The sequence below is a fragment of the Fortiea sp. LEGE XX443 genome, from assembly GCF_015206815.1.
Lineage (GTDB): Bacteria > Cyanobacteriota > Cyanobacteriia > Cyanobacteriales > Nostocaceae > Nostoc_B.
In genome coordinates, this window is the sequence record NZ_JADEXZ010000049.1 from 1 (window position 1) to 26,615 (window position 26,615).

Genomic DNA, 26,615 nt, shown 5'->3' on the forward strand with positions numbered 1-26,615 from the left:
CTAATTCACATTTGTTACTGGGATTCAATCATTTAATTGCAGCCATGAATCAATTTAAACCCTTTTATGCTTCTGGATGATTTAGCTCCTGAACTACTTGCTTATTCCGGAAAGTGACAGAAGAGGGCTAACACCGACCTACTTAGTCGAAATTAACCTTAACGCACTCTACTGAACTACAGCCACGCGCGTAACTTTTTGTGTACCTTGGACAAATACCACATATAATCATCAATTTGATATTTATCCGCAGCATTGACTATATATTCTTGAGCTAAGTTTAGATTGCTTTCAGATTCATAATATAATCCCACGTAAAGATGACTATAAAACTGACCACGAATTCCTTCTGATTGACCAACCTTTAAAACTTCATCTGGTGTACACTTTCTAGCAAATAAATCATAGACAAATTGCATTACACGTCTAGGATCATTTTTCACTGTTAATAGGGATTTTGATGCTGCATTTGTACCTACTAAACGAGCCATACAAATATATCGCCACACTGTTTCTTCTACATCATTAGTGTTTACAGTTAAATCAATTTCAAACTGTTGAGCGCCTTCGGCAAATCTTTCAGCATAATAGTACGATAAGCCACGTTGCCAAAGGTATGACTTCAGTCTAGAATCTAGCTTTTCTGCTGTATCAAAATCTTGAATAGATTCGTCAATTTTGGCTAACTGAAATTGAATCATACCTCGCCGAATATAAGCTTTGGGATTGTTAGGCTGATTGTGGATCATATCGTTCCACTGTTGAAGTTGATGTTCTAAAGAATGATTAAAAAGCATGAATTAGCTCAAATGATGTGCGTTAATTTGCATCATTTCAGTATGAGTGAGGAATCGTCAATATTCGCTAGAATAAATTTTTCTGCTACCTCATGCACCTCAGTATCTTCAGTGACTCGTTGCTTATCCCAAGGCAAACTCATCTCTCCCAGTGACTTCTTCAAAATAAAATGCTAAATCAAGAGACGCGAAATTTCGCGTCTCTTCATAACATAAGTTTAGATAGTTGGCATTGATGGTATTATAGTCTTTCTGTTTTGCTGCTATGACATTAGAGCGATCGCTATCCCAGAAATCTGCTGTAATACCTCGCAATTTTATTTTTCTTGATCAGATTTTTCTCTTTCTTCCTTTACTTCGCGTAACTTTTGGATTAGTTGACGATCAGGTTCTTTAGACGACGATAGTTGATTACTATTAGTTATCGGTGTAGCTGATGGTTTGATGGTTGCTGACGGTGTTGGTGTTGGCTGAAGGTTATTGGTTGCTGGTGTGAACGATGGTTTAGCAGTCGTTGATGGCGTAGGTTTTAGCTGATTACTATTACCTGCTGGTATAATAACAGGCTGGCTACCTGTTGTGGGTTTAGATAATGGTTGAGTCGTGACTGATGGTGTTTGTGTCGGCTCTGGAGTCTCTCCAGCAGTTGTGCTACTGTCTTGGAAACGTAAGCTAAATGGATAACGGCTAATTTTTTTATCTCCCTTCAGAGATTTGCCATTGAAATACTGCCTTGCTTTTAATTGCAGTGCAGGAGAAAGTAATTTGTCTTGGAATTTGATATCTAAGACTTTGCCATCTGGATCTATTACTAAAAAGCCTAAAACCGTACCTTCCACACCCGCTTTACTCACAGAAACAGTGTCTCGAATCACCCCTTTTTCTTCCGAATTGGGGTACTGCTGCTGGAGTGCTTGTCTTAGTTCTTCGTAAGATTTTACTTGGGCTATCAGTGTCTGGTTGGCTGTTTTTGTGGGCAATTCAGGCAAGTTGGGTGTATTTATTGGCTGTAAATTAGGCTGACTTGCCGTTGATGATGTCGTATTATCTCCAGCTTTGGGAGTTTGAGCGATATCAGTTTCTGAAGTCTGGTTTGGAATAACTGATACATTATTCTCATTCTCAGGCTGTATGGATTGTGGAATAATTCTGCTATTTGCGGTTGTAATATTTGGGTTAGAAGCCGGATTGGGAATTGGCGTATTCAGCAATTCTGGAGGGATTTTCGCCGGTGGTAGTTCTGGTAATTTTTCTACTGGTAGTTGTTGTGATCTCTCTGGAATTATCGGCTTTTCATCAAAATTAGGAACTGATGAAGTAAATTGTTGGCTATCAGCTTTAAAACCAGAATTGTCAAATTGAAAATCTGGTTTGGGAGTCTGTAAAGACTGTCTTGTAGGTAATGAAGAAACGCGGTAGTTATTAGAGGTTGTAGGTAAAGATGGTAGTACTGGCTGCGTATAACTAGACGGTGGTAACGGAGGCAGTACAGTTGACTGGGTGTATAAACTAGGTGGTGGTACTTGTGGTTGTAGGGCTAGTTGCTGTTGCTGCGGAAATCTTGGTAGTTGTGGTTGAACAGCAAATTGAGATGTACCTGGAGTTTGAGGTAAACGATTTTGATCAGCTTGGCTCAATTCTAAAATGCCAACTGATTTTGAAGACGCTGTTTCTTTAGGTTTATTAGGATCTACAGGCATTAATGGCACAATCAATGCAATAGCGCCATGAATACCAATTGAGGCTATAGCTGCTATGCCAGTTGGCTGGCTTAAAATTTCTGGTATATTTTTTAGTAGGGAGATGTAAGACATAGCTATTATCGTTCACTCGGCTCAGTTGCAGTTTATTGGCAAATCAATATTATTTTGATGTCACAAATGCGTCCTTTTAAAGATAATAACTTCCTGGGTAGAACTCAAAATGGTAAGAGTTAAATTTTTTGTAAAGTTCTAATTTTTAAATGACGCAATCTTGTCTTTTTAGGTGGCACTTGCAAATCAATCTAGGAGATAGTTATCACTTTGACTAAGTGCTATTTTCCGATATATTTACACAATCCAAGCTGACAATTACGTTAGTTGCCAATGAAGTTGAACGCATCAGTCTAAAGATATATCCATCTAAGATATTACCGGAATAAACTATTGGTCTAAGTGTTTTTCAGTCATCTTAGATTTTGTAGTAGATGTTTAGCTCGCTGGTTGCAAAAAATTGCATACAAATGACATATTATCACATCAGCTAGTTATAAATTGTGGCCAAATTGGCTTTTTCTGTAATAGATGATGACAAACAAGCCATCCAGGTTTCCTGATGTTTTTGTGACATCATTTCCAATTAAAAACTCTTTATTTAAATTTCAAAATGCTGTTACCTACAGTTATTGTGCCTGGATATTTGGAAAGTGCGATCGCCTACCTCCCTCTAGAAACATCCCTAAAACAGTTGGGTTTTCCCACAGTTACAGTACCACTGCGAAGGCGCGACTGGCTACCTACGATAGGTGGCAGACCTGTCACACCAATTTTGCAGCAGCTAGACTTCACTGTTAAAAAAATATTGCAGGAATATCAAGCTAATCAAATCAACTTAATAGGACATTCAGCCGGTGGTTGGATTTCCCGGATTTATTTGGGAGAAAAGCCTTACTCAGCACCCGGTCAAACTAACCCATTTGTTTGGAATGCTCACCCTTTAGTTGCTTCTGTGATTACCCTTGGCACACCTCATATCAGTCAAGAACGCTGGACACGCTGGAATCTAGACTTTGTGACAAATAACTACCCAGGAGCATTTTACAAAAATGTGCGCTATGTATGTGTCGCAGGCAAAACCATCTTTGGCGAGCGGCGGCCTGGTAGTTGGTTAGCCTACAGCAGTTATCAGTTAACTTGTGGTCAAGGTAACACTTGGGGAGATGGAATTACCCCTATTGCATCAGCCCATCTAGCAGGGGCAGAGAATCTCATCATTGAAGGCGTGAGACACTCGCCCAGAAGCCCCAGAATTTGGTACGGCTCGCCAGAACCGCTAAAAGTTTGGGTAAAATATTTGATTTAAAAATTTTATATTTATTTGATTAATGCAAAAAATATTTATATTTAATGGGTAAAATGTAATAAAAATACATATTTAACAAATAACAGGAGGGGTGAACCATGCAAAGCACCCAATTCGGGAGAATTTTGCAGCGACTCGCAACGATATTATCAGTCGTAATTCTGACCCTGTGCTTGATTTATACCACCACTGGCATTTTGCTGTCTTTTTACTACGAACCAACAGCTGGTGGTGCTTACAATTCTCTAAAAATGATTAATATCCAAATACCATACGGCTGGTTGTTTTACAGAACCCATGAGATTGCGGGTAATGCTGTAATTGCGATCGCTCTTGTGCAAATTGTGGTGATGTTTTTAGGGCGACAATTTAGTAAGAGTTGGCTAATTGCTTGGGTTAGTGGAATTTTACTCACCCTCAGTGCGATCGGGTTAGATTGGACAGCAATGCTCCTCGATTGGACACAAGAGGGATACTGGCGTTTCAGCATTGAGTTGGGAACCATCGAAGCAATTCCCTTGATTGGTGGGCAATTACGAAATATCCTAACTGGTGGTGGAGCCATTAACAGCCTGACAGTTGAACATCTTTACACCATCCACAGTTATGTTATTGCTGCTGCAACCCTAATTCTGGCTGTAGTGCATTTACTTGCTCTACTTTGGCAAGAACAGCAAATTTATACAGCACAAAAATTGCATCAACTTCCAGAAACTTCACTGGTAGAGAGTTGAGCCAAAGTTGGTACAGGCAATTCTTCTACCTCCGGTAACTTTTCTACAGCTAAGAGAGTAGATTGACTAGCACCAGATAAGCGTTTTAAGAGATTTGGTCTGGGGTCATGTAATAAATAGATAATGCGATCGCCTATTTCCCAGTTTTGGCTCGCTGGCATAACTTGTAGACGTTCTTCTCGTTCTAATAGCAGCGGTATTAATACCCCAGTCCGAATCTTTTCTTGTATGCGGTCTTGTTGGCTATCAAACTCATCTGCATCCAATGTAGTTGTCCCCAACTTTACGCTTCCCTCATTTAAGTACTCATTCCACATCTTAATTGTTAAATCAGCAGCAAAAGCTTGGTTAACCGTGTTTTGATTGGCAGAATTGCTCGTTTGCGGATCACGGGGAAAAACGGCTAATACACGCGGCGGGTTAAATTCCTCAGCCGCACGTTGCGCCAAGACAAAGTTTACCTCACCGTTACTTGTCATTGCTAAAAAAGTTCCCATAGAAGCCAGTCCCGCTTCTTCCAAAACTCCAGTGTCAAGAGCGCTACTAGCAATCACTCGAATATTTTGCTCTGCTGCTTTTTCACGACGTTCCGGGTCTGTATCAATCATCACAACAGATTCCCCCCGTTCTTGAAATAAACGAGCAATTAACAAACTCAAGGGATTACAGCCGACAATCACCACCCCAGTTGCATCTTTGGAGGTGATTTGCAATAACTGTGCAATTCCGCCAGCTGTTAAACCTTGACAAACTACCGTCATGATGATGGTCAGAAACACTAAAGCTTTAATGGCATCGCCACCATTGATCCCATGCTGCGTTAGTAAAATTGCGAATAATGAAGCAACAGAAGCAGAAACAATTCCTCTAGGAGCCACCCAGCTTAAAAATAATTTCTGTCGCCAGTTGAGGTTACTGTTCCAGGTGCAGGCCAGGATGTTAATTGGACGAACTACGAACATCAACACTAAAACAGTCAACACACTACCCCAACCTAAAGCAAACACACTAGCAATGGATAAATCAGCCGCTAACAGAATGAAGAGTACGGAAACGCTGAGAATTGTTAACTGACCTTTAAAACTGCGTAACAGGCGTTCTTCAGGTACCGAAGAGTTGGCAAAAACTGCTCCTGCTACTACTGTTGTCATTACTCCCGATTCAGTACGAATCGTCTGTGCGAGAGAAAACAAACCCCAGAGTATTGCCAACACAACAAGGTTTTTCAACTCAAAGGACAGCAAACTAGCACGTTTGAAAATCAAGCTCATCAGGTAGCCGCCGATCGCACCAATTCCTGCACCTACCCCCAAACGCATCAGCAAACCAACAATGGCGTTAACTGGGTCAGCATCACCGTTAACAATTGTATCTAAGACAACGAAGGCAAGAATAGCTCCTACTGGGTCAATTAAAACTCCTTCTCCTTCTAAAAGCGTTGCAACTTGTCGATCTACGCTAATTTGCTTGAGCAGAGGCCCAACCACCGTGGGGCCTGTTACCACGACGATGGAAGCGTAGAGGAAAGCTATATTCCAAGGAAATTCACCCAGCCAATGAGCCGCCATACTACCCCCTAGTAGGGTGATCAGCGTTCCTAGGGTAACAAGTAATTGCAGACTAACTGAAACCCTGCCTAATTCTCGCAAATCTAAATTTAGTCCACCTTCAAACAGGATGATAGCCGTCGCTAGGGAAACAATCACTTCTAAACCTATACCTAGCAAATGTGGGTGCAACAACCCCAGACCATCAGATCCGAGGAGAATGCCCAACATTAGCAACAAAACGATACTAGGTAAACGCAAGTATGCAGCCATCACTTGAGAGCTAATACCTGCTACGACAGCGATCACCATCTGTAAGGTGATTTCAAGAGATGCTTCCATGTTCTAGATTTTGAGGAATAAATTTCAAAATCTCTTGTAAAGAAGTGTAAAGATTACTTCTACAGAGTACAACATTAAACTCTTTGTACCTGATTAGATTGCGATTTTCTTTCATACTCGGTTTTGTACGATACTCTATTGTCCTCTAGTTCCCAAGAAAGTGGTAGTTTGTTAATCATCAATAGTCATTTTTATTCTCCCCCCTGCGCCCTCCCTTTTCTTCCTGGATCTTAGTGAATCTGCAATAAAAATTGTTTTTTGTAAAAGCTGTTGACATAACTTGAAAAATTAGTTAACCTGTAAAAGGTTTGATTGAAATGCCCCCATCGTCTAGAGGCCTAGGACACCTCCCTTTCACGGAGGCGACGGGGATTCGAATTCCCCTGGGGGTACTTAAACAAGGCTTGGTCAAACCAACTCATTTTTATACAGCTTATTTGCTGAGTAAAGTCTTATGCCCCCATCGTCTAGAGGCCTAGGACACCTCCCTTTCACGGAGGCGACGGGGATTCGAATTCCCCTGGGGGTACTTTAATTCCGACTTTCCGCACTTCACCGTGTAATACGCGTAGATTTCCAAAATCTACCTGATAATCGTTAAATAAACAACAAAAACCACAGATTATTTTCAGTACTTATTCTTAAAAGCTTGGGGGTTATTAGGAATAATTCTTGAAAATCAAGATAATACATTTTGAAGTGCGGAATATGGGTTAATTCAATAGATATAGTTTTAAAAGTCAAGCTTTCCTGTTTGCTGTTAATTAATCAGAAAAGCTTGATCAAAAGTTTTACTATGCCAACTGTTCTACACGCTGGTAGATCGCTAAAAGATTTAACTGTAAATCTTTACTCAGACGACGTTCAATGATGGTAACAGGCATAGTTAATTTTGGCCAAATCTGGATTGTGTAGCAAAGATTAGTTCCTATGATTCCATCAAGAGAGTAAGGTTCTAGGTTCCAACTACCAGAAAAGTCTTTAAAATCTCCCTCAACCATTGAGAAAGTTATTTCTTTGGGAAAATATTCTTCCAAATCTAAAACTACACGCGCACAAAAATTGAAAGTCAATAAGCGTTGAGAACCTACTTGCTCAAGCCTAATACCACCGTCAGGATGCTCCAGTAAACGACTTTTAGCTAAATTAGGGATGAAGTCAACCAAAGCTTCATAATCTGTCAGCACTTTCCATATACGTTCTATGGGATGAGGGATATGAATCTTAGCAGAAATTTGCCGCTGTCGCTCTGCTATTCTTTCGATTTGGATAGCCACAGGCGGCAAATTAGCTGTGTTGACAACCAAGTTGTCTTCTCGGCTCGTGTCATCATCAGCGGCGCTAGGATTGGGATTTAATGTGGAGTTGTGTTCTTCAGTCACGATCTAAATTATATTTTGCTTTCGTCCGAAAATTGTGGCAGGGTGAGGGTAAAACAAACTTGGCTCTGTTGAGAATCTGGAATTTGAGTACTTTCAACAGCGATCGCCCCATTTAAATGCTGCACCAGAGACTTGGCTAAGGCAAGTCCCAAACCCGTCCCAGGAGTCCATCTTCCACCTTTACCACGACGGAAGCGATCAAATATGTAGGTCGCTTCTTCTTCGGAAATGCTTCGTCCTGTATTAGTCACTTTAATGATAACTTGATCGACAAGCTGCTCAACTTGGTGAAAGGCTTGTACATGAATTACCGTGTCATGCTCTGAGTATGTACACGCATTTGTGAACAATTCTTGCAGGATACGGTTAAAACTTTCTAGTTCAGTCTGAATTTTCAACGAATCCTGTGGTAAATCCAGATTGATGCTTAAGGCTTTGGCTGTGAGTTTTGGCTCAAAATTGGCTATTAGTCCTTGAATTTTAGTATTTAAATCTATAGTTTCAAATTGCGGACGTTCTTGCTTAGACTCTAATTTCTGTAGTGTCAGCAAATCATTAATTAAGTTAATTTCTTTCGTACATTCTTGCTCTAAAATATCCATGTATCTTGCTTGTCGGTCGGGCGGGATTCCCGGCAAACGCAAGTTTCTGATAGACATTTGCATATTTGTCAATGGGTAGCGCAAGCGATCGCTCATATTGCTCAAGAATTCATCTTTGAGATGATTGAGTTCTCGCAGTTGTTCAACATATTGCCGCGTTTTTTCATGCAACTTCGCTTGCAATTCCAGACTGCTTTGGAGTTTTGCTGTCCGTTCGTCTACCAAAGTCTGTACTTGCCGCAATGTTTGTGATTGAATAATGGCATTGCTCATTTGAGCGCAGACCATTTCCACAAGATTTAATTCTGGTGGTTGCCAGTTGCGTGCTGTCGTTTGCTGTAACACCAGAAACCCTAAAATTTTACCTTGGTTTTCTAACGGTACTAACAGTACGGCAGGTAGGACATCAACTGCAAATAATTGCGAAGCTGTCCAAACTTCCTGTAAGTCTCTGTAGTCATTAATAATTAATGGTTTTCCTGCATCGGTGAACATACGTTGGCACAAACCACACTCAGAAATCAAAAATGACTGAGGCTCAACATTTGTTTTGCTGGTGGAATTCTGTGTATCTCGGTTCCACTCAGCTGCTACAGTTGCTTTGGCCTTGGGAATTTGTTTTTTAGGTTGAGTTCTAAATAAAGGATCTGTATATTTGAGTAAAATTAGCAAGCCTCTGTCTGCCTGTAAAGATTCGGCAGTGGAAGAAATTGCTAACTGGAGCATTTGATTTAGCTCTAAATTAGTCCGACTTAATATAGTTAATTGCTTGATCAAGTGCTGATGCTGTACGCTTTTTTGCAGATGCTCTTGTTGTGAAGCAACTAACTGTGCTTGTGCCACTTGAGAAAAAGCGATCGCACAAGATGACTCAACCAAATTTAACAGTTGTTTTTCTGTCTCACTCCAATCATAGGGTTGGAATTTGATCAGACTAATCACACCGTTATTTTGCCCTAAAAATCGGGTAGGGATTGCTAAAACGGATCTGATTGGTAATGGCAGGTTTTGGCATCCAAGCACCAAACTATTTTGGATAGTAGAAATATCTTCAATGGTGAATGGTTCAGCCGCACATTGCACTACAGGTAATTCCATCAATAAATGTTCCGATAAGAACAATTCACTTGGGTGTGGTATTACCAGATATTCATCAGAACACCAATGCACAGCTATTGATTCATGTGATTCATTGGATGCTTCATCGGCTACTGTAACTAAACAACAACAATCAACTTTGAATGCTTCTCCTAGAAATCGAGCAATTTCTTGCAGCATCAACGTTGTTGCTGAGTTATTGGCAATGATGTAGTTAATTTTTTGCACCAACTGAAGAGTTGGTTCTTTCTGATGCTGCATCAGCTTGACTGGGTATGATTGTAGTCGTTCTAGGTCATTTGGACAATGTGGCGGCAATGATAAATGCTTTTTCATTCCTGACACGCTCTTTGATAATGACCTCATATCGTATGCACCCAATTTCTTGGCATGTTATTCACCATTAGTTATGTCACTGCACCCTAATGAGTGGCAAATCTTTTATCAAGACTTTCTCTCACCTGTTATAGCCCTTTTCTCTTGCAGATGAACAAGTCACTGGTATATTAAACTAATTTATACACGAGTATGAAAATCTAAAATATACTAAAGGTGCTGCTTAGAGTTGATTTTGGGCTTTGAAGCAGACCTAATTTACTAACTTTGGCCTAGGATAGCTTGTCGGTAACTATACATAAACCGTAATTTCTCTGGAATTCAGACCAAAACTCTAGAAGGAATTACCGCATTAGTACTGTTGATTATATTAAATTTTGTAAAAATTATTGCTAAATATTTTTCTCGTGCTAAGTACATTTCTAAGGGTTTGCCAAAAATTAAGTTCTATTATGACAGAACCTCTGGAAAAACTCTGATAAGTAGTTGGACACAATTAAATTCATGGGTAGAGATAGGGGACAGGTTATATTAATTCGTAATTCGTAATTCGTAATTAAGAAACTCTGATTTGGTCTGGGTTGTAGCTAAAAGTTAACAGCAGCCCAGTTACTATGATGAATAACTAAGCTGCCTTCGATTGAATAAAAACTATCCAGCTAAACTCTCGACACTGAGAGGAACCATATCGCCATTCCTCGTTAGTCCTAATAACATGGGTTGTTGAGGTTGAATCAATTGACCTGTAAGTACACAACGTTCTTCCTGTTGAGCAGTGGCGGCTATACTAGCTCGAATATCGGCGCGTGAAAATCGCGGTTTCCACTCACCAGATTTTTGCTGGACATAATTCCAGAGAATATCGCGGATTAAGGCTTGATACCCCTGATTGCCAGCTATATCTTTGAGTTTGTCTTTGAGTTCTCTTTCCAGGCGAATGCTGGTAACTTCCATATCGGTTGTTGGGGTGCGAGTAATTGTGTGCATGATTTTCTCCTTAAAGGTATGGACAGGATAGTAATACAAGTGTAGTATGTTTAAAGGAATGTTCAATAGGTGAAATTTTCTGTGAAATCCATTTACCCCATCTCTACTTCCTTGTGTGCTACCAACTGCCGATTTAGTTGGGAATTAGCAGCTGTGGGAGTGGAGTATTTATTTATGGGCGATGATAGCCAAATTCATGGGCTAATCACAGAGGAGAATTATGATTTTAGATATCTCGGCATAGGCGTGCTGAATGCAAAACCACAACTGAACCAAATAAGCGGGAGGTACAGATAAGAGGATGCTGTACCGATATAAAACCAGGAAGTTTTTGATAAATTTCTAACCCCCGCTTTACTTAGACAAGAAGCGGGGGTTTTTTAATAAGGAGTGAAGCTGTGACAAGCATAATGCAAGTGTTAGAGCAATCCGTGGTGGTGTTTTCGCAAAATTACTTGCCACTGTGTCGTGTAAATATCAAGCGAGCGATTGTGCTGTTAGTAACAAACAAAGCAGAACCGCTAGGTTTTACTTCAGAAGGTGGATGGCGAGTCCATTCACCCAGTTTAGTAATTGATGTACCAAAACACATCCGTTTGAAAATTGGCTCTAATGAGCGTACATGGAAAGTACCACCAGTAAACCGGCGGGAGGTTTTGCGGCGGGATCATCACACTTGTCAATATTGCGGTTGCAGCAAACGCCTGACGTTGGATCATGTGATTCCACGATCTAAAGGTGGTTTACACACTTGGGATAACGTCGTTACAGCTTGTGAAAGATGTAACTCTCGTAAAGGCGATTACTCTTTGTATGAGACTGGGATGCAGCTACGGAAACTACCGAAAGCACCAATCCACCCGGCGATCGCTTTTGCTGAACAGTTTTGGACAAATGTGCAAGCAAGCCTGGAATAACAGGAGAGCATAAGGAATGCTGAAATTAACTTACACCGAAAGGAGCTTTTGTTTAGAGTGTATTCCTCAGTCACTAGAGGATTGGGTAGCGCAGCGAGTTATTTTCGCCATGCGCCTTGGACAAAATCTGTATGTTGAACCAAGTACTGCTTCCTTTTTGCTCCCTGTTGATTTACCAGGAGTAGAAGCACTCAAAGCTGAGGTGAAACGAGATGATCGGGAAGTTTTAGCTTTGTGTGTCTGCGATTGTGAGTATTTGGAAGTGACTCTGCGGGGTTCTTGGTTAACTAATGGTGCTGAGGATGCTGTGGGTGTGTTCATCACCACAATGAGCGATCGCACTGAGTTCTTTCTGCACAAACTTTGGCAAGAAGCTCAAGCTTGCGCCTCTGTGATGAGCGAGTAATGAAGTATGAAGTGTGAAGTCTGAAGTCTGAAAAATAAAATTTCAGACTTCTAATCTTTACTTATTGGTTGCTGAGTCTCTAACTTTGCTGGTGTGCTACAAGCAGTTACACAGAAGGCGATCGCCATAACACCAAATATCTTTGTCGCTTGAACTTTTTATCTGTTATATCAGGTTTCCAAGTATTCAGCCAATCATAAGATTGTAGTTTTACTTTGTAGTATGGGTGGTTGGCATAGCGGCTGTGCAGCGAGCTTTTAATCGGCAACAGAAAGGTTCGATTCCTTTACCACCCACTTTCAATCAATCTCTACAGAGAATCTATGTGTTGCTGTACTTTCTCTGATAGCGGCTGATATTCGAGTTGCTGAGATAATTCATGAGCATTTTGGTAGCACGATCGCGCCATCTTTTTGCGTTTTGTTGAGGCGTACAAGTTGCCCATATTTAGCAAAGTAGAAATTTCTCCCACGCGATCGCCTAGTATCTGATAAATTGCGATCGCTTGTTTATAGAATTTCATTGCTTGCCAGTTATTTCCTAAAACGTTGTAGGTATAACCAATATTATTCAGGGTTGTTGCTTCACCAGAGCGATCTTTGAGTAGCCGACGAGACAAAAGGACTTGATAGTAAAGTAGTAACGCTTGTTTAGGTTGTCCTAAATCACTATAAACAGAAGCAATATTATTCAATGTAGTGGCTTCACCAACCAAATTTTTGACTGCTCGTTGAATAGAAAGTGCTTCTTGTAAAAATTCTAGAGCTTGCTCATACTTGCCTAAAACACTGTAAGCAAACCCAAGACCATTTAACGTTGTGGCTTCACCAGAAAAGTCTCCTAAAAATCGCCGCATTGGGAGAATTTGGTGTTGTAACAACAGCGATCGCTTTGGCTCTCCCAATTTGGTATAAATCAGCGCTACATCATTGAGAGTTGAAACTTCGCCTTGAGTGTCTTGCAATCTTCTAAATATTTCCAGGGCTTGATCGAGATATTTTAGCGCTTGCGAAAACTTTCCTAGACGGCTGTAAGTAGATCCTAAATTGCTGAGAGCGGTTGCTTCTGCTCGTACGTTACCTAAATCTTGAGCAACCGAGAGCGCCTGTTCAAAACACTCTAATGCTCTTTGAGGTTGCCAACAACCAAGGTGAGCTAAACCAATGTCGTTTAATGTATAACCTTCTTTAGCTCGATCAGAAATTACTCTAGCTAATTCTAAATTCTCAGTTGCCAGAGCGAGAGATTCTTGAAGTTTACCTTGCTTGTAGTAGCGGGTTGCTTGATCACGACGTTGCTCCCACTCTTGGACTGGATTGAATGATTGCGTCATTTGACCTCAGTTGCACTAGAGATAAATTAGACAGGCTCTTTTTGGGAAACATCCCTAGGATATAATTTTCCTTAGGTTGCCCACCTTTAAGTTAAACATTATTTTCTACCTTGAGAGATAGGATGTAAATAGTAAGTTGTGGTATATTTCTCAACCTAATCAACAATTACTATCAATTTATTCGATAAAAGCCTGCGTTTTGTAGCATATTCTTGCAAAGGACTAAATTAACAGGCTTAATAAGTCTTATTTGCGTAAATATGCAAAATAAGCGCGATTTTAGTTCTTTTTTTTTAAAGAGACATAACACTTTTTCTAGAATAAATACTTGAATTAAAATAACTGCCAAAACTTACTAACGGCGATCGCTCGAATTGATGGTGTATTTCCTAATAGAGTCAAACTCCAGGGTTGATTTTTGCTCTCAGCTTCCAATAAGAGCAATAAACTGCCAAATTTATAGATATTTAGCCACTCTACCCACAGATTGATTTTATCTCTAACGCAGAATCGATAAACTTCACTCTACAGGTCGATCCGAAAGTAGGATGATTCAAAGTAAATATAAGTTAGGTGAAATTTGATAGAAAATCATTGTGAAGCACAAGCTATATAAGCTTGCCTATTGCCATAATTAAAGCACTTACACAATAATATTTTTCTTCAAATATTTGCCTTGAAATAATTTAAGGGTAAAGCATCGCTTAATAATTTTTTTGCACCCAAATTTTACTTAATGAGGGTAAAACATTGCTTACCTGAAAAATATAATTTATACATTCTTAACGTTTTTTTGAGGATTTCCAATGAAGAATATGAATTTTGGTGTATCTCTATTACGTCCCCTGCGTTTTCTGATCATAGCTTTTACGTGTGCATTATTGCTTATATCTAATGCTTTTCCTGCCTTTGCGATCGAAGCCTCTAAAAGCAAGCCCACCGACGCTACAACACAACTTCTAGAAACTCAACGTAAAACCGACGAACTCGCTCGCTCTGCACCGCCTGGACTGAATAAAGTGCAAGAAGAGTCTAATAAAGGTCTTAATGAGGTTCAGGGAGATGCTGATATTGATAAAATGAAGCGTCCTGAAAATTCCCAAAATGCAACGTCAGTGGAAGAAGAAGTCCAAAATTTGTTGGAAAAAGTAACAGGCAAAAAGTAATGATGTTAATGATCAGAAGTAATCAACATCCAGTTTTGTAATCAAAGACTGGTTAAGATCAATACTCTTCATCCTCCGTCATTTCTATATACTGTTGACTCAACTTAGACATCTTGTTTGATCACTGTCATCAAGGTGTCTATTTCTACTTATTAATGATTAGTAAATTATTTTTTCTGTTATAGGGCATAAATCCATATAACCGTAAGTTGTAATTAATTATGCTAGTGCAATCTTTCCTATGGTTGATGTAAATTATGTTTGATTTTTGTGAACTTAATAAATAAGTCTACTTAGGAATTAAATTCAATGCGTACGATAAACATTGGTTTGACAGAAGAACAACGTCAAGGTGTAGCAAATCTGTTAAATCAAGATTTAGCAGATGCCTATTTACTTCTAGTAAAAACCAAAAAATATCATTGGGATGTTGTTGGCCCTCAGTTTCGTAGTCTGCACGAGCTTTGGGAAGAACACTACGAAAAGCTGACTGAAAATATTGATGCTTTAGCAGAACGAGTTCGTGCTTTAGGTTGTTACCCTGTTGGCACTATGGAGGGATTTCTCAATATTACTACCCTCAAAGAACATTCAGGTGATGTTCCCACAGCCACAGGAATGGTGGCTAACCTTGTGGAAGATCATGAGCAGGTTATTCGCAATCTCAGAGAGCATGTGGATCAATCCAGTGAGGAGTTCCATGATGAAGGAACTGCTGACTTTTTAACTGGCCTCATGGAAGAGCATGAAGAGATGGCTTGGATGCTGCGCTCATTTATTGAAGGACAAGAATTGCAGCCAGATGGAACACAACCAGCGACAGGAACAAAAACCCCTGTAGGTGTGTAGTTAAAAGTAGGTAACAGGTGACAGGTGATAGGGTCAAAAGTTTTTTAAGTAATCGGACAGAAATATTTACACATGAATTTTTAGACTGGATAAGGGTTTCAGGTCAAAATTTGTGTAATTAATTTTGTTTAACTACTTATATTTTTCCGCGTTTGCTTCTTTCGTCAGTCTGATACAAAAAACGAGATTTTAAGGAGTATTCAAGTGCCAGAAATCTATCAAGCAGAACGTACTATCTCAGCTGTATTTAAAGAACAGAAGCAAATTGATGATGTGATTCGACGGTTATTAGATAGAGGCGTACCCAGAGATCATATTTCGGTTATGGGTCGAAATTTCCAGTCGGAAACTAGAATTGCAGGTTTCATTACTAAAAGGGATGTAATTTTGGGAGGGCTGAGAACAGGGGCTATTTTTGGTTCTTTGTTCGGCTCTTTCCTAAGCTTGCTCACTGGTGTAGGTGTACTGTTTATTCCCTTTGTTGGACCCATTGTAGCTGCTGGGCCAATTAGTGCATTATTGTTAGGGGCAGCAAGTGGTGCGATCGCAGGTAGTGCTGGTGCTGGTTTAGTGTCGGTTTTCACCGCTTGGGGAATGCCAGAAGATAAAGCCGCAATCTACCAAACCCGCTTACAAGCTGGTGAATTCCTCTTAATGGCAGAAATTCCAGCTGATCGCACTGGCGAATTTCAACTGCTTTTAGAAAGTGCTGGTGCTGAAGAACTTAGCACGATGGATAAAATATTAGCTCATCCTTGCCCTGGCCCATGTAACAGCCCAGAGGATTTATCTCCTGAGGTTCGCGCTCATCTTTCTGAAGAAGCTCAACGCACATTCATTGGGCGCTATAATGCCGTGTTAAACGAAACAAGTGACGAATTCAACGCTGAACAAGCCGCTTGGGACGCTGTTCATCAACAATTTGATGAAGATGAGAATGGCGTTTGGTCAAAAGCAAAGGTGAATGTTTAAGCGATCGCACATCTCGGTTGCTTAGTAGGAAATCAATAAAAATGATGGGGTGATGTTCCTTTCACCCTATTTTTTTGTGCTGATATAACTTGATTTTTGACACACCATCGGAAAGTTATGATTGATCTCGAAATTCTAGGATGTGTTTGGCAGTGACTTGTGGTTGTTCTAGATGGGGGATATGACCAGAATTTTGAATCCAAATCAGTTTACTGTTAGGAATTGCCCGTTTAAATCTTTTGGCATCTGTAGTGCCTAAAATTTTATCTGAATCACCCCAAAGAATTAATGTTGGTTGAAAAATTTCTGCCAGTTTTTTAAATCTAAAAGCACTGTAACCACCACTTTTGGTAAAGGCAATTAAAGCTAGATGCCAACTGGGCATTTCTAGATGTAATCCGCCACAAAATGAGGCATCAAGGGTAACTAGACTAGGATTTTTATATGCAGCACGAGAAACGCGATCGCGGACTTTAGGACTACGCAAAAATTGAGTTGCCCAGTTATCTAGCGGCGGAAACATGAATTTAGCCAACGCTGAACCCGCCCTCAACCCTGCACTATCAATTAATACTAGTTTTTTTACTACTTCTGGGTAAGTGAGAGTAAAATCAAGGGCAGCTGCACCACCCATCGATGCACCTACCACAATTACAGGCTCCTTAATGAGGGTTTTCCAGAAATAATATAAGTGGGTTTTAATGGCAATAGGGCTAAATGGGATACCTGCGAGTCTGTCGGTAAAGCCGAAACCCAATAAGTCCACTGCCCAAGTTTCATTATTTTCTGCCAGCAGTGGTAACAGTCGCCGGAATTCTAAGACAGAGCTATCAAAGCCGTGAATTAATAAGATCGGTGTACCACCACTACCTTGCTGAACATAGGTTGTGGTAATTGGTTGATTAGTTAAAGGAGTAGCGATCGCTAGACTTTGAATACTGCGAGCTAGTGCGATCGATTCCGGTTCTGTTAATTGCCCAACTGCGGCAGGTAGAAAGCTTGGAAACATAAGTTACAGTTTACAGCACCCAACTACCAAATATAGTGCTGATTTACCAGATGATCACTCAGCCTACTGAAAAAACTGTCCTCAATGTCACAATTGGGTCAAAACCCTCGTAAAATAAATATCACTTATATTTTAGTGTCTCAGGAGCTAATGCCATGCCAATGGCGGTTGGCGTAGTCGAAACTTTAGGTTTTCCTGCTGTGTTAGCCGCAGCAGATGCAATGGTAAAATCTGCCGCAGTCACAATTGTGTATTATGGTCAGGCGGAAAGCGCTCGTATGTTAGTGGCTGTCCGGGGACACGTTACTGAAGTCCAACGAGCCGTTGAGGCTGGAATCGAAGCTGGAGAACAAGCATATGGTGGTCAAGTTATCACCCATTACATAGTTCCCAATCCTCCGGAAAATGTGGAGACAATTCTACCTATCCACTTCACCGAAAAATCTGAGCCTTTCCAGACATTCTAAACAGTTTCGTCATTAAAATTTGTAACGAAGCTTTCTACAATTAATTTTGTACGCTACCTAAGTTTATTCATATCAGGAGATTGTTAATGTCACTACAGGCGGTTGGTTCGCTGGAAACTAAGGGTTTTCCTGCTGTACTTGCAGCAGCAGACGCTATGGTAAAAGCGGGAAGAGTTACTCTCGTTGGTTATATCCGAGTTGGTAGCGCTCGTTTTACAGTAAATATTCGCGGGGATGTATCTGAAGTTAAAGCCGCGATGGCGGCCGGTGTGGAAGCAGCAGAAAATGTTCATGGTGGAACATTAGAATCTTGGGTAATCATTCCCCGTCCCCATGAAAACGTTGAGGCTATTTTTCCAATCGCTTACACCGAAGCTGTGCAACAGTATCGAGACTCTGTAGAAAATCCGATCATCAGGTCTTCTAACGGACGATAGAGTTAGATTCATCGGCTATTCATCAAAAAGCTAAAGTCAAAAGTCAAAAGTCTAAGTGCTAATCAATGATTAATAATTGAGACTAGACTATTGACTTTTTGCAAATTATGTTAACGAAATTTGAGTTTATGTAATTTTGATAGGTGTTAGCAGACAGTGTGTTTTCAGGCTCTTTATGGGGTCTCTTAACTAAGGATTAAGTATTTGTATGGATCATTGTCAATTTTTAATAAATTTTTAGAAAAATCTTGTCATTTATAGCATTGTGCTTTTAGAAAACTGTTGTGTTGGCGAATCGCTGTGAGTTCTCAAAACAACTTCTAAATGTATAAAAGTGGCTTTTGGTTTTCAGATGTGAAAGCTATAAAGTAGTTTAAATAAACTAGTCGGAATTGATAAGAAAAATTACATCTTCCCCAATTTCCAGAAAAAGATTTTAGTAGGCGAAACTTATTTAATTACGCTCACGTCTCGACATAAGTAAATCTCACTAGTTATTTGATACAGATGTAACCTTTTTACTTTTATAACATAACTCAGGAGTACAGATGCACCTGGTACGACAAGAATCAGAAGAAAAACAAGCTGTGTAGTAGCTTTAAAACTTCAGTTCTGTAAATCACTTAAGTTACAAACTGCTGTATTAACAGAATCACAAGTTTCTTCTGAGCAGTTTTGGATAAACATGCTTTTTATATCTCTCAATTGCAAGTTTACAAAAATTAAGATGTTCTAGATATGGCAACAAATTTCTCCATACTAGAATTTATTGCCCTCAGAGAATAAAAGCAAAAACCATAATTGTGAAAACTTCTGCATAAAATTCGTGAATAAAAACGTAATTAAGAATAGAATCGCTGAGATGTCCTCATGAAAGTGACCAATTTATGGACAACTGTCAGCCAACATAGTTAATAGTGACAAATGGGGGTTGTGATGCAAACTTTACGACAGGGTTTTGAGGAGCGCAATCTCACTATGGCAAAAGATGCAGAAAAACTGGCGCAGTATTGGCATAAACGCCTAGCTGTCGAGATTCCAGAACAAAGTGCATCTGTTAGGGAGAGTATTGTTCTGTGGCTGTTAGGAAGAGACTTAAAACGGTTTGAATTATTAGAACCCAAAGAACTTGAAATTGCCAAACAAGCGATGGAGTATCGTTGGAAAATTTTACGTCAACGCTACTTGGGAATCGGTAGAGAACGTGCTTATCGCAACTTAATTACGCGATTGGGGAGTTTAGTTAGCTTACGCAATAAAATTCAAACTTGGGTAGCTCTAAGTCGCGATCGCCAACGTAGTGTGATGGATGTATTACAAGAAGTCATCCAAGAATTACTCCAAAGCGATAGTTACATGCAGCAGCAAATGGCTTGCATTGCAGAATTTACCACCGACAGACGACTGCAAGATACGCTATTGTTTGCCAGTGTAGAAGAGTATGCTATGCGACCAGTACGCAATCAACCACTACTCGTTTATAGGTTTGTCAATTACTTACGTCGGACTCAGCGTGGCGGCTTAACTCAAGTACCAAGTAGTGACAGGGTGAAACTAGTTTCCGAAGAAATTCTCACCGATGACAGTGATAATCGCGTCAACTTGGTAGACACGCAAGCGATCGCCGAATATCAAGAAGCCCAACAACTAGAAGAACAACAATCACTGCGACAATCTGTACAAACAGAATTTGCTGACTACCTACAAGAAAACCTGGGACAAGAAGCAGTAGATTGGCTGCGGCTATATCTCCAAGGTAAATCTCAAGATGAGATTGCCAAGCAACTAAAAAAGCCAATTCGGGAAATCTACCGCCTACGAGAAAAAATCAGCTACCATGCAGTCCGCGTCTTTGCCCTCAAAGGTAAACCAGAACTCGTCAATAGCTGGTTATCAATTTCCTTGCAAGAGCATAATTTGGGACTTACACCCAGCCAATGGCAGCAACTTGATGAAAAATTAACACCCCTGGGGCGGCAGGTGTTAGATTTACGCAAAGCAGGCGATTCCATTGAAGCGATCGCCGAACAGTTAAAGCTCAAAACCCATCAGGCAATGGGAGAATGGACAAAAATCTATCTCATAGCCCAATCATTGAGAACCGAAGAGTAAGGAGCATAGCGATCGCCGCAATCAATACCCATAACCACTATCATCAAGCAAAAAGCAGTTGATTTGGGATTTTGCGGGACGCATTTGGGAGAGCAACCTTTCCCCCTGCTCCCTTACCCATTTAACTGAGCATCATCTTACTGAAAGTAATTAATTTAAATTTTAACAAAGTAACAAAGTATCTTTATTGACTGCCAACTAACTTAGAGCAAAATAAAATATAAGGAAACTTTAAATAATCAAACCTATGTTGTCTTCCGAGGACAAACCAAATGATACCGGAGCAAGTGGTCAGCAAGTACTATCGAACACACTAATAAACTTAGACCAAGAAAGCGATCGTCAACAGATATTTCAGCTAATTGATAGTCTCCTTTCCTTTGAAGCTTGCCTGTACCATCAAATTTTGCCCTTCAGATTAGAAGGTAACAAATTACTCCTAGGGATGGTACATCCACAAGACAGCGGCGCACTAGATTACGTGAATCGCATCTTGTCTTATATCAAATGCACGATGGTTATTCAAGAAATTGCTACTGATAGTCACCGCAGCATACTCTCAGCCTACCTCAACTATAAAAATACATTTAGCTCAGATATTAAAGCAGTCAATCATCATCAAGCAGACTTTGCCCTAAAACCAGAACAACTAAATCACTCCGACATCACCTCATCTCAACCGCAACCGCAACCACCAACATCAATGGTGGCACAAATAGAAACTCCTCAATACGCTCGACAATTAACAGATTTTCACCCACTCTCAGAACCCAACCTTTCTGCTTTAGCACAAAATATCAAAGAAGAAACTATCGAAGCAGCACGCACAACGAATTTAACCATTCTGCCAGTACCTACCCCAGAACTATCCACTCCTGTAGAAGTGTTAGCATCACTCCCACCTAAAAAACTACTAGAAGAATTACTAGGAAGAGTTCTCGGTGGGGGAATAGGTCGCTTGTATTTAGAAAGACAACCTTATAAGGGTAGGATACTCTGGAGTGATAATGGTGTTTTGCAGTCTGTATTAGATAATTTGCCTCTCTCGGTTTTTCAAGGAGTACTTAATGAATTAAAGCGATTTGCTGGCCTTCCTGTTACCACAATTGCAGAACCAAAACAAATAGAAAAAGAATGCTTGTATCAACAAGACCGTTTGTTATTACGCCTGCGAGTAATGCCGGGAATTTATGGTGAAGAAGCTACACTACAAGTATTACGGGGAGCAGCCTTAAAGTTCTATCAACAACAACAATTAACCCGTCTGAGCCGCGATGTCTTGGGCATTTCTCAACAACTAAATTATAAATTGCATGAACTACATCAACGACTACTACTCAACTCTAGCCTTACACCAGAGCAATCAGATGCTGTAGATGTTTTAAATCGCATAGTAGAAAATCTAGAGCAACAAGTCAAAATACTCACAGCAAATGGTGATTCAGTGGGCAAATAATAAATCACAATTCTGTCAGTAAAACCGCTGATTTCGATCCCTTGCATAATTGTTATGTTGTAATGGAACATTAGACTGGTATACTATAAAAATTTAGTTTAAATTTTTACATTTTTTATATGTATTAATACTATGGTAGCAAGTTTAAAACTTATAGTAGTCAGCCTAATTTTCTGTTATTGAATTCATTTTTTACAAATATTTCATTCATGCAGACTGAGGTTTTTAGTGAACTTTTCCCCTTGCTGAGTACAGCCAATCCACAGACTTTAGAATGGCTGCTCAATGTTGCAATTGATCACGAATATCCTGTAGGACGAGCCGTGTTAATGGAAGATGCCTGGGGTAACGCAGTTTACTTCGTGGTATCTGGCTGGGTTAAAGTCCGCCGTACCTCTGGAGATGATTCTGTTGCTATAGCAATTTTGGGTCGGGGTGATTTTTTTGGAGAAATGGCGATTTTAGATGAATCTCCCCGTTCTACTGATGTAATTGCCCTTTCGCCTGTGAAGTTACTCAGTATTTCCAGAGAGCGTTTTATTCAAATTTTGTTTAAAGACCCACAATTACATCATCGGATGCTGCAACTAATGGTGAGAAGAGTGCGGCAAATTAACCAGCGCTTACAGATTCGCACTTCACCACCAGCTGTTAAACTGGCTCACACATTAGTCAGTTTGGGCGAAAGCTATGGACAAGAATCAGATCAAGGCAAGGAAATTTTTAATATTCCCTTTAAGGATTTGGCAGAAGTGACAGAAATCGGAGTCGAAGAAACTACTAAAATCATGGAAAAACTACATGAAAAAGGGTGGATAGCAATTGATAATGTTAATAACATCATTTACCTGATTAACTTCAAACAATTGATGAATTTGGCCGGTAAAGTCTAGTTTTGTATTGAGTGTAGGGTCATCGAAGTTCAGACTCTGGGGAAACTACGGCACTTCAATAGTGAAGTTGTTCCAAAGCTCAAAGACTCTCTAGCTATTATTTCCTGTGTCAAATCACCCCTGACGAAGTTCTTAAAGGCAGAAACCGCATCTGCAAATTTTGGCATCAACTATAAAATATGAATTAATTGTAAATTTTTATAAAATCTAACTTTAAGACTATTTTATTCCTACTTCTTTACAAAGTCCCACTATTGACTATTAACTATTGACTAATAACTATAAACTCATAACTCCTGTCTACTACTACAAATGACTGAAGCAACAGCACCTCGTCTCGAAATTGGCATTCAGGAAACCGTACCGACGATTCATTACCTGGTAGCAATGCCCCAACCAGAAACACATCTGTTTGAGGTGAGCTTACAACTTGTTAATCACTCATCCCCAACACTGGACTTGAAAATGCCTGTTTGGACACCAGGTTCATACTTAGTGCGGGAATACGCCAAAAATTTACAAGATTTTGCTGCTTTTGCTGGAGAGCAGCCCTTGGCGTGGCGTAAAATCAGTAAAAACCACTGGCAGGTAAACACAAACGGTATTTCTGAATTAACTGTACGTTATCGTATATTTGCCAATGAGCTATCGGTACGAACAAACCATTTGGATAGCACTCACGGTTATTTCAACGGAGCAGCACTTTTTTTTAGATTACGGGGTTGCGAAGGGTTAGGAATTCAAATCACTATTGTGCCACCGCATCCTGAATGGCGGGTCACCACTGCCTTACCATCAGTTGATGGACAGTCTAATACCTTTTATGCGGCCGATTTTGATACTCTTGTAGATAGTCCCTTTGAAATTGGTTATCACGAGTTATATCACTTTGAAGTTTTGGGAAAACCTCATGAATTGGCTATCTGGGGACAGGGGAATTATCATGCACAACGAATAATTGCTGACATTCAAAAAATCATTCAGGTAGAAGCACAGATGTTTGGCGGTTTACCTTACGAAAGATATGTGTTTGTGCTGCATTTATTTGCCCAAGCTTATGGTGGTTTGGAGCATAAAAACTGTTGCTCCTTAATTTATCAGCGTTTTGGTTTTAGCTCACCAGATAAATACGATCGCTTCATCCAATTGGTGGCGCACGAGTTCTTTCACTTGTGGAATGTTAAACGCATTCGTCCAAAAGCTTTAGAAGTTTTTGATTACGATCGCGAAAGCTATACATCTTCTTTGTGGTTTTGTGAAGGAACTACCAGTTACTATGATTTGCTGATTCCTTTGCGAGCAGGAATTTATGATGCTAAGTCATATTTTCATAATTGGAGTAAGGAAGTTTCTCGATTCCTCACCATACCAGGACGTAAAGTACAATCCCTTGCTGAGTCGAGTTTTGATGCTTGGATTAAACTCTATCGCCCAGATACCAATAGCAATAATTCCCAAATTTCCTACTATTTAAAAGGAGAAATGGTTTCTTTATTGCTAGATTTGCTGATCAGAGAACGGTCTGGAAATCAGCGTTCTCTTGATGATGTAATGCGACAAATGTGGCGCAAATTTGGCAAACAAGAAATTGGTTACACTCCAGAACAATTACAGGAAGTAATTGAATCTGTAGCAGAAATGGATTTGACTGACTTCTTTAACCGCTACATTGATGGCACGGAAGAATTGCCTTTTAATCAGTACCTAGAACCTTTTGGACTACAGGTGGTTGCGGATAGAGAAGAAGAACCTTACTGTGGTTTGAGGTTAAATACCGAGAATGGACGGGAAATTGTTAAGTTTGTCGAATTTGGTTCGCCTGCACAATTAGCAGGAATTGATGCAGGTGATGAGTTACTTGCGATTGGCGGAATCAGAGTCACATCTCATCAACTAAGCGATCGCTTAAAAGATTACCAACCAAATGACACCATTCAGGTGACAGTTTTTCATCAAGATGAACTGCGTACTTGTTCTGTCACACTCGCTGCACCTCATCCCAGTAAGTATCAGGTAGTTCCAGTCAACAATCCTGATCCCATCCAGAAAGAAAATTTTGCTGGGTGGTTAGGTGTGCCGCTCACCACTCTTCGTTAATACTGCTACTCTTGAGTTTTTTGACTACTGAGTAACAATCAACAGGGGCGCAATATATTGCTATTGCGCCCCTGTGCGTATGTTCTATTAAATAGCAGCAGAATGAATTGATATGATCACTGATTAATTTTATGATTTACTTATATATTTTCTTTGAAATTTTTACAAATAGATTATGCAGTTTTTTGATAAGTTATGTACAAATATTTCGCAAAACCAAAGCTTACTATTTGTAGGTCTTGATCCGAATCCAGAGATGATGCCTACTCACTACCAGTCTCAAGATGTTATTACTGGTTTGGGGAATTGGTTAAAATTTATTATTGCTGAAACTGCTGATTTTGTCTGTGCTTATAAGCCAACACTCGGTTTTTATGAAGCTTTAGGTATTCCTGGCTTAGAACTGCTCTATCAAACTTTAACTGCTATACCCAGTCATATTCCAATTATTTTAGATGCTAAACATAGTGATTTAAATACTAGCAGTATCTTTGCCCACACTGTATTTACCCAATGGCAAGTGGATGCAATCACTCTCAGCCCATATACAGGGCAAGATCATGTTGCACCGTTTTTGGTTTATCCTGATAAAGCCGTGTTTATTTTATGCTGTACTTCTAATCCCGGGGCAGAAACTCTACAACAATATCCTGCTAATGATTCGCCTCTTTATTTACAGGTTGTCAAAGAAGCAAAAAACTGGGGAACGCCAGAAAAATTAGGTTTAGAGGTGGGAACTACAAATCCTGAGGTTTTGGGGTTAATTCGGGCAGTTGCACCGGAGCGAACTATAATGGCACGTAGCATTTGGGCTGAAGGTATTAAACTCAAGCAAATCCTAGAAGCTGGTTTGAATACTAATGGTGATGGGTTGCTGATTCCTGTACCTCAGGATATGTTGGCAAACCCAAAGTTATCACAGGAAATCCAGTCTTTACGCGCAGAAATTAATCAAACAAAAATTCAGATTACCTCTGATGCTTCTAGCTGCTCTGTATGGTTACCTGATGTTCGTTTTGGGCATCGGCAAACTAGCAATGATTTAATTTTGCAACTTTATGATATTGGTTGCATCATGTTTGGTAACTTTGTCCAAGCATCAGGAGCAACATTCCCCTATTATATAGATTTACGCAAAATTATTTCCAATCCCCAAGTTTTTAATCAAGTTCTTAGTGCCTATGAAAAAATTTTAAGAAACCTGACTTTTGATAGATTAGCAGGTATTCCCTACGGTTCTCTGCCAACGGCTACTGGTTTAGCTTTGCGTCTGAATTGTCCAATGGTTTTTCCGCGTAAAGAAGTAAAAGCACATGGAACTCGCAAGGTAATTGAAGGAAATTTCTCGGCTGGTGAAATAGTAGTAGTAGTAGATGATATTCTCATCAGCGGAAAAAGTGTAGTAGAAGGAGCAGAAAAGTTAAAATCTGCTGGATTAAATGTGCATGACATTGTAGTTTTAATTGATCATGAGCAGGGAGTGCAAGAAAGACTATTAGAAAATGGTTATCGAGGTCATGCAGTTTTTACTATTTCGCAAATCATCACAACTTTGTATCAAACAGAACGGATCAATAATGAGCAACTTTTAGCTTTTACACAAAGCTAGGAAT

General features: G+C 39.9%; 24 protein-coding genes and 3 tRNA genes. 18 read left to right on the forward strand and 9 right to left on the reverse strand.

Annotated features, from left to right (window positions below; all coding sequences use genetic code 11):
• Positions 1-176: 176 nt before the first annotated feature.
• From IQ259_RS17700 to IQ259_RS17710, 3 genes are all read right to left on the reverse strand, one after another.
• Complete coding sequence (locus tag IQ259_RS17700) at positions 177-797, reverse strand: hypothetical protein (protein ID WP_193887108.1); 621 nt, start codon at positions 795-797, stop codon at positions 177-179.
• 123 nt (positions 798-920) lie between these two features.
• Positions 921-1,112: a hypothetical protein gene (locus IQ259_RS17705; RefSeq protein ID WP_193887110.1), complete on the reverse strand. Its 192-nt coding sequence runs from the start codon at positions 1,110-1,112 to the stop codon at positions 921-923.
• 2 nt (positions 1,113-1,114) lie between these two features.
• Complete coding sequence (locus tag IQ259_RS17710; RefSeq protein ID WP_193887112.1) at positions 1,115-2,611, reverse strand: hypothetical protein; 1,497 nt, start codon at positions 2,609-2,611, stop codon at positions 1,115-1,117.
• A gap of 553 nt (positions 2,612-3,164) precedes the next feature.
• On the opposite strand from IQ259_RS17710, the gene IQ259_RS17715 reads away from it, so the two are divergent.
• Positions 3,165-3,860: a triacylglycerol lipase gene (locus IQ259_RS17715; protein ID WP_193887114.1), complete on the forward strand. Its 696-nt coding sequence runs from the start codon at positions 3,165-3,167 to the stop codon at positions 3,858-3,860.
• Between the two features lie 98 nt (positions 3,861-3,958).
• Entirely contained in the window at positions 3,959-4,594 is a 636-nt protein-coding gene (locus IQ259_RS17720) for a cytochrome b N-terminal domain-containing protein (protein ID WP_193887115.1), read from the forward strand.
• On the opposite strand, the gene IQ259_RS17725 is transcribed toward IQ259_RS17720, so the two are convergent.
• Positions 4,561-6,483, reverse strand: a complete 1,923-nt coding sequence (locus IQ259_RS17725; protein ID WP_193887117.1) for a sodium:proton antiporter — start codon at positions 6,481-6,483, stop codon at positions 4,561-4,563. The genes IQ259_RS17720 and IQ259_RS17725 overlap by 34 nt on opposite strands.
• 319 nt (positions 6,484-6,802) lie before the next feature.
• On the opposite strand from IQ259_RS17725, the gene IQ259_RS17730 reads away from it, so the two are divergent.
• Together IQ259_RS17730 and IQ259_RS17735 are read left to right on the forward strand one after the other, a co-directional pair.
• Positions 6,803-6,875, forward strand: a tRNA-Glu gene (locus IQ259_RS17730).
• 64 nt (positions 6,876-6,939) lie between these two features.
• A tRNA-Glu gene (locus IQ259_RS17735) sits at positions 6,940-7,012 on the forward strand.
• A gap of 265 nt (positions 7,013-7,277) precedes the next feature.
• On the opposite strand, the gene IQ259_RS17740 is transcribed toward IQ259_RS17735, so the two are convergent.
• From IQ259_RS17740 to IQ259_RS17750, 3 genes are all read right to left on the reverse strand, one after another.
• Positions 7,278-7,865, reverse strand: coding sequence for an SRPBCC family protein (locus tag IQ259_RS17740; RefSeq protein ID WP_193887119.1), 588 nt, complete (start codon positions 7,863-7,865; stop codon positions 7,278-7,280).
• An 8-nt stretch (positions 7,866-7,873) separates the two neighbouring features.
• Positions 7,874-9,901, reverse strand: a complete 2,028-nt coding sequence (locus IQ259_RS17745) for a GAF domain-containing protein (RefSeq protein ID WP_193887129.1) — start codon at positions 9,899-9,901, stop codon at positions 7,874-7,876.
• Positions 9,902-10,552: 651 nt separating this feature from the next.
• Positions 10,553-10,888: a hypothetical protein gene (locus IQ259_RS17750; protein ID WP_190700578.1), complete on the reverse strand. Its 336-nt coding sequence runs from the start codon at positions 10,886-10,888 to the stop codon at positions 10,553-10,555.
• 69 nt (positions 10,889-10,957) lie between these two features.
• Here IQ259_RS17750 and IQ259_RS17755 point away from each other — a divergent pair, with 69 nt between their 5' ends.
• The 4 genes from IQ259_RS17755 (at position 10,958) to IQ259_RS17770 (ending at position 12,507) form a co-directional block, all read left to right on the forward strand.
• On the forward strand, positions 10,958-11,185 hold the full coding sequence (locus IQ259_RS17755) for a hypothetical protein (protein WP_193887131.1): 228 nt from the start codon (positions 10,958-10,960) through the stop codon (positions 11,183-11,185).
• Between the two features lie 113 nt (positions 11,186-11,298).
• On the forward strand, positions 11,299-11,805 hold the full coding sequence (locus tag IQ259_RS17760) for an HNH endonuclease (protein WP_193887189.1): 507 nt from the start codon (positions 11,299-11,301) through the stop codon (positions 11,803-11,805).
• A 16-nt stretch (positions 11,806-11,821) separates the two neighbouring features.
• A complete protein-coding gene (locus IQ259_RS17765; protein ID WP_193887133.1) occupies positions 11,822-12,211 on the forward strand; it encodes an alr0857 family protein in 390 nt (129 codons plus the stop codon).
• A gap of 224 nt (positions 12,212-12,435) precedes the next feature.
• A tRNA-OTHER gene (locus tag IQ259_RS17770) sits at positions 12,436-12,507 on the forward strand.
• A 14-nt stretch (positions 12,508-12,521) separates the two neighbouring features.
• Here IQ259_RS17770 and IQ259_RS17775 read toward each other — a convergent pair.
• Positions 12,522-13,544, reverse strand: coding sequence for a tetratricopeptide repeat protein (locus IQ259_RS17775; protein WP_193887135.1), 1,023 nt, complete (start codon positions 13,542-13,544; stop codon positions 12,522-12,524).
• A gap of 806 nt (positions 13,545-14,350) precedes the next feature.
• On the opposite strand from IQ259_RS17775, the gene IQ259_RS17780 reads away from it, so the two are divergent.
• The 3 genes from IQ259_RS17780 to IQ259_RS17790 all read left to right on the forward strand — a co-directional run bounded on the left by IQ259_RS17780 (position 14,351) and on the right by IQ259_RS17790 (position 16,531).
• Complete coding sequence (locus IQ259_RS17780) at positions 14,351-14,710, forward strand: hypothetical protein (protein WP_193887137.1); 360 nt, start codon at positions 14,351-14,353, stop codon at positions 14,708-14,710.
• A gap of 309 nt (positions 14,711-15,019) precedes the next feature.
• The gene (locus IQ259_RS17785; protein ID WP_193887139.1) at positions 15,020-15,559 is read left to right on the forward strand and encodes a Dps family protein; all 540 of its coding nucleotides are present in this window, start codon (positions 15,020-15,022) and stop codon (positions 15,557-15,559) included.
• Positions 15,560-15,763: 204 nt separating this feature from the next.
• The gene (locus IQ259_RS17790) at positions 15,764-16,531 is read left to right on the forward strand and encodes a ChaB family protein (RefSeq protein WP_193887140.1); all 768 of its coding nucleotides are present in this window, start codon (positions 15,764-15,766) and stop codon (positions 16,529-16,531) included.
• A 115-nt stretch (positions 16,532-16,646) separates the two neighbouring features.
• Here the strand turns inward: IQ259_RS17790 and IQ259_RS17795 are convergent, their stop codons facing one another.
• Complete coding sequence (locus tag IQ259_RS17795) at positions 16,647-17,540, reverse strand: alpha/beta fold hydrolase (RefSeq protein ID WP_193887142.1); 894 nt, start codon at positions 17,538-17,540, stop codon at positions 16,647-16,649.
• A gap of 155 nt (positions 17,541-17,695) precedes the next feature.
• Between IQ259_RS17795 and IQ259_RS17800 the strand changes: the two genes are divergently transcribed.
• From IQ259_RS17800 to IQ259_RS17830, 7 genes are all read left to right on the forward strand, one after another.
• Positions 17,696-18,007 carry a carbon dioxide-concentrating mechanism protein CcmK gene (locus IQ259_RS17800; protein ID WP_193887144.1) on the forward strand — a complete coding sequence of 104 codons (312 nt, stop codon included), beginning with the start codon at positions 17,696-17,698 and terminating at the stop codon, positions 18,005-18,007.
• 86 nt (positions 18,008-18,093) lie between these two features.
• Positions 18,094-18,444: a carbon dioxide-concentrating mechanism protein CcmK gene (locus tag IQ259_RS17805; protein ID WP_193887147.1), complete on the forward strand. Its 351-nt coding sequence runs from the start codon at positions 18,094-18,096 to the stop codon at positions 18,442-18,444.
• A 924-nt stretch (positions 18,445-19,368) separates the two neighbouring features.
• A complete protein-coding gene (locus tag IQ259_RS17810; RefSeq protein ID WP_193887149.1) occupies positions 19,369-20,556 on the forward strand; it encodes a HetZ-related protein 2 in 1,188 nt (395 codons plus the stop codon).
• Positions 20,557-20,803: 247 nt separating this feature from the next.
• Positions 20,804-22,012 carry a pilus assembly protein PilB gene (locus tag IQ259_RS17815; RefSeq protein ID WP_193887151.1) on the forward strand — a complete coding sequence of 403 codons (1,209 nt, stop codon included), beginning with the start codon at positions 20,804-20,806 and terminating at the stop codon, positions 22,010-22,012.
• Between the two features lie 209 nt (positions 22,013-22,221).
• The gene (locus tag IQ259_RS17820; RefSeq protein WP_193887153.1) at positions 22,222-22,905 is read left to right on the forward strand and encodes a Crp/Fnr family transcriptional regulator; all 684 of its coding nucleotides are present in this window, start codon (positions 22,222-22,224) and stop codon (positions 22,903-22,905) included.
• A 312-nt stretch (positions 22,906-23,217) separates the two neighbouring features.
• Positions 23,218-25,002 carry a M61 family metallopeptidase gene (locus IQ259_RS17825; RefSeq protein WP_193887155.1) on the forward strand — a complete coding sequence of 595 codons (1,785 nt, stop codon included), beginning with the start codon at positions 23,218-23,220 and terminating at the stop codon, positions 25,000-25,002.
• A 175-nt stretch (positions 25,003-25,177) separates the two neighbouring features.
• Positions 25,178-26,611, forward strand: coding sequence for a bifunctional orotidine-5'-phosphate decarboxylase/orotate phosphoribosyltransferase (locus IQ259_RS17830; RefSeq protein ID WP_193887157.1), 1,434 nt, complete (start codon positions 25,178-25,180; stop codon positions 26,609-26,611).
• Positions 26,612-26,615 lie beyond the last annotated feature (4 nt).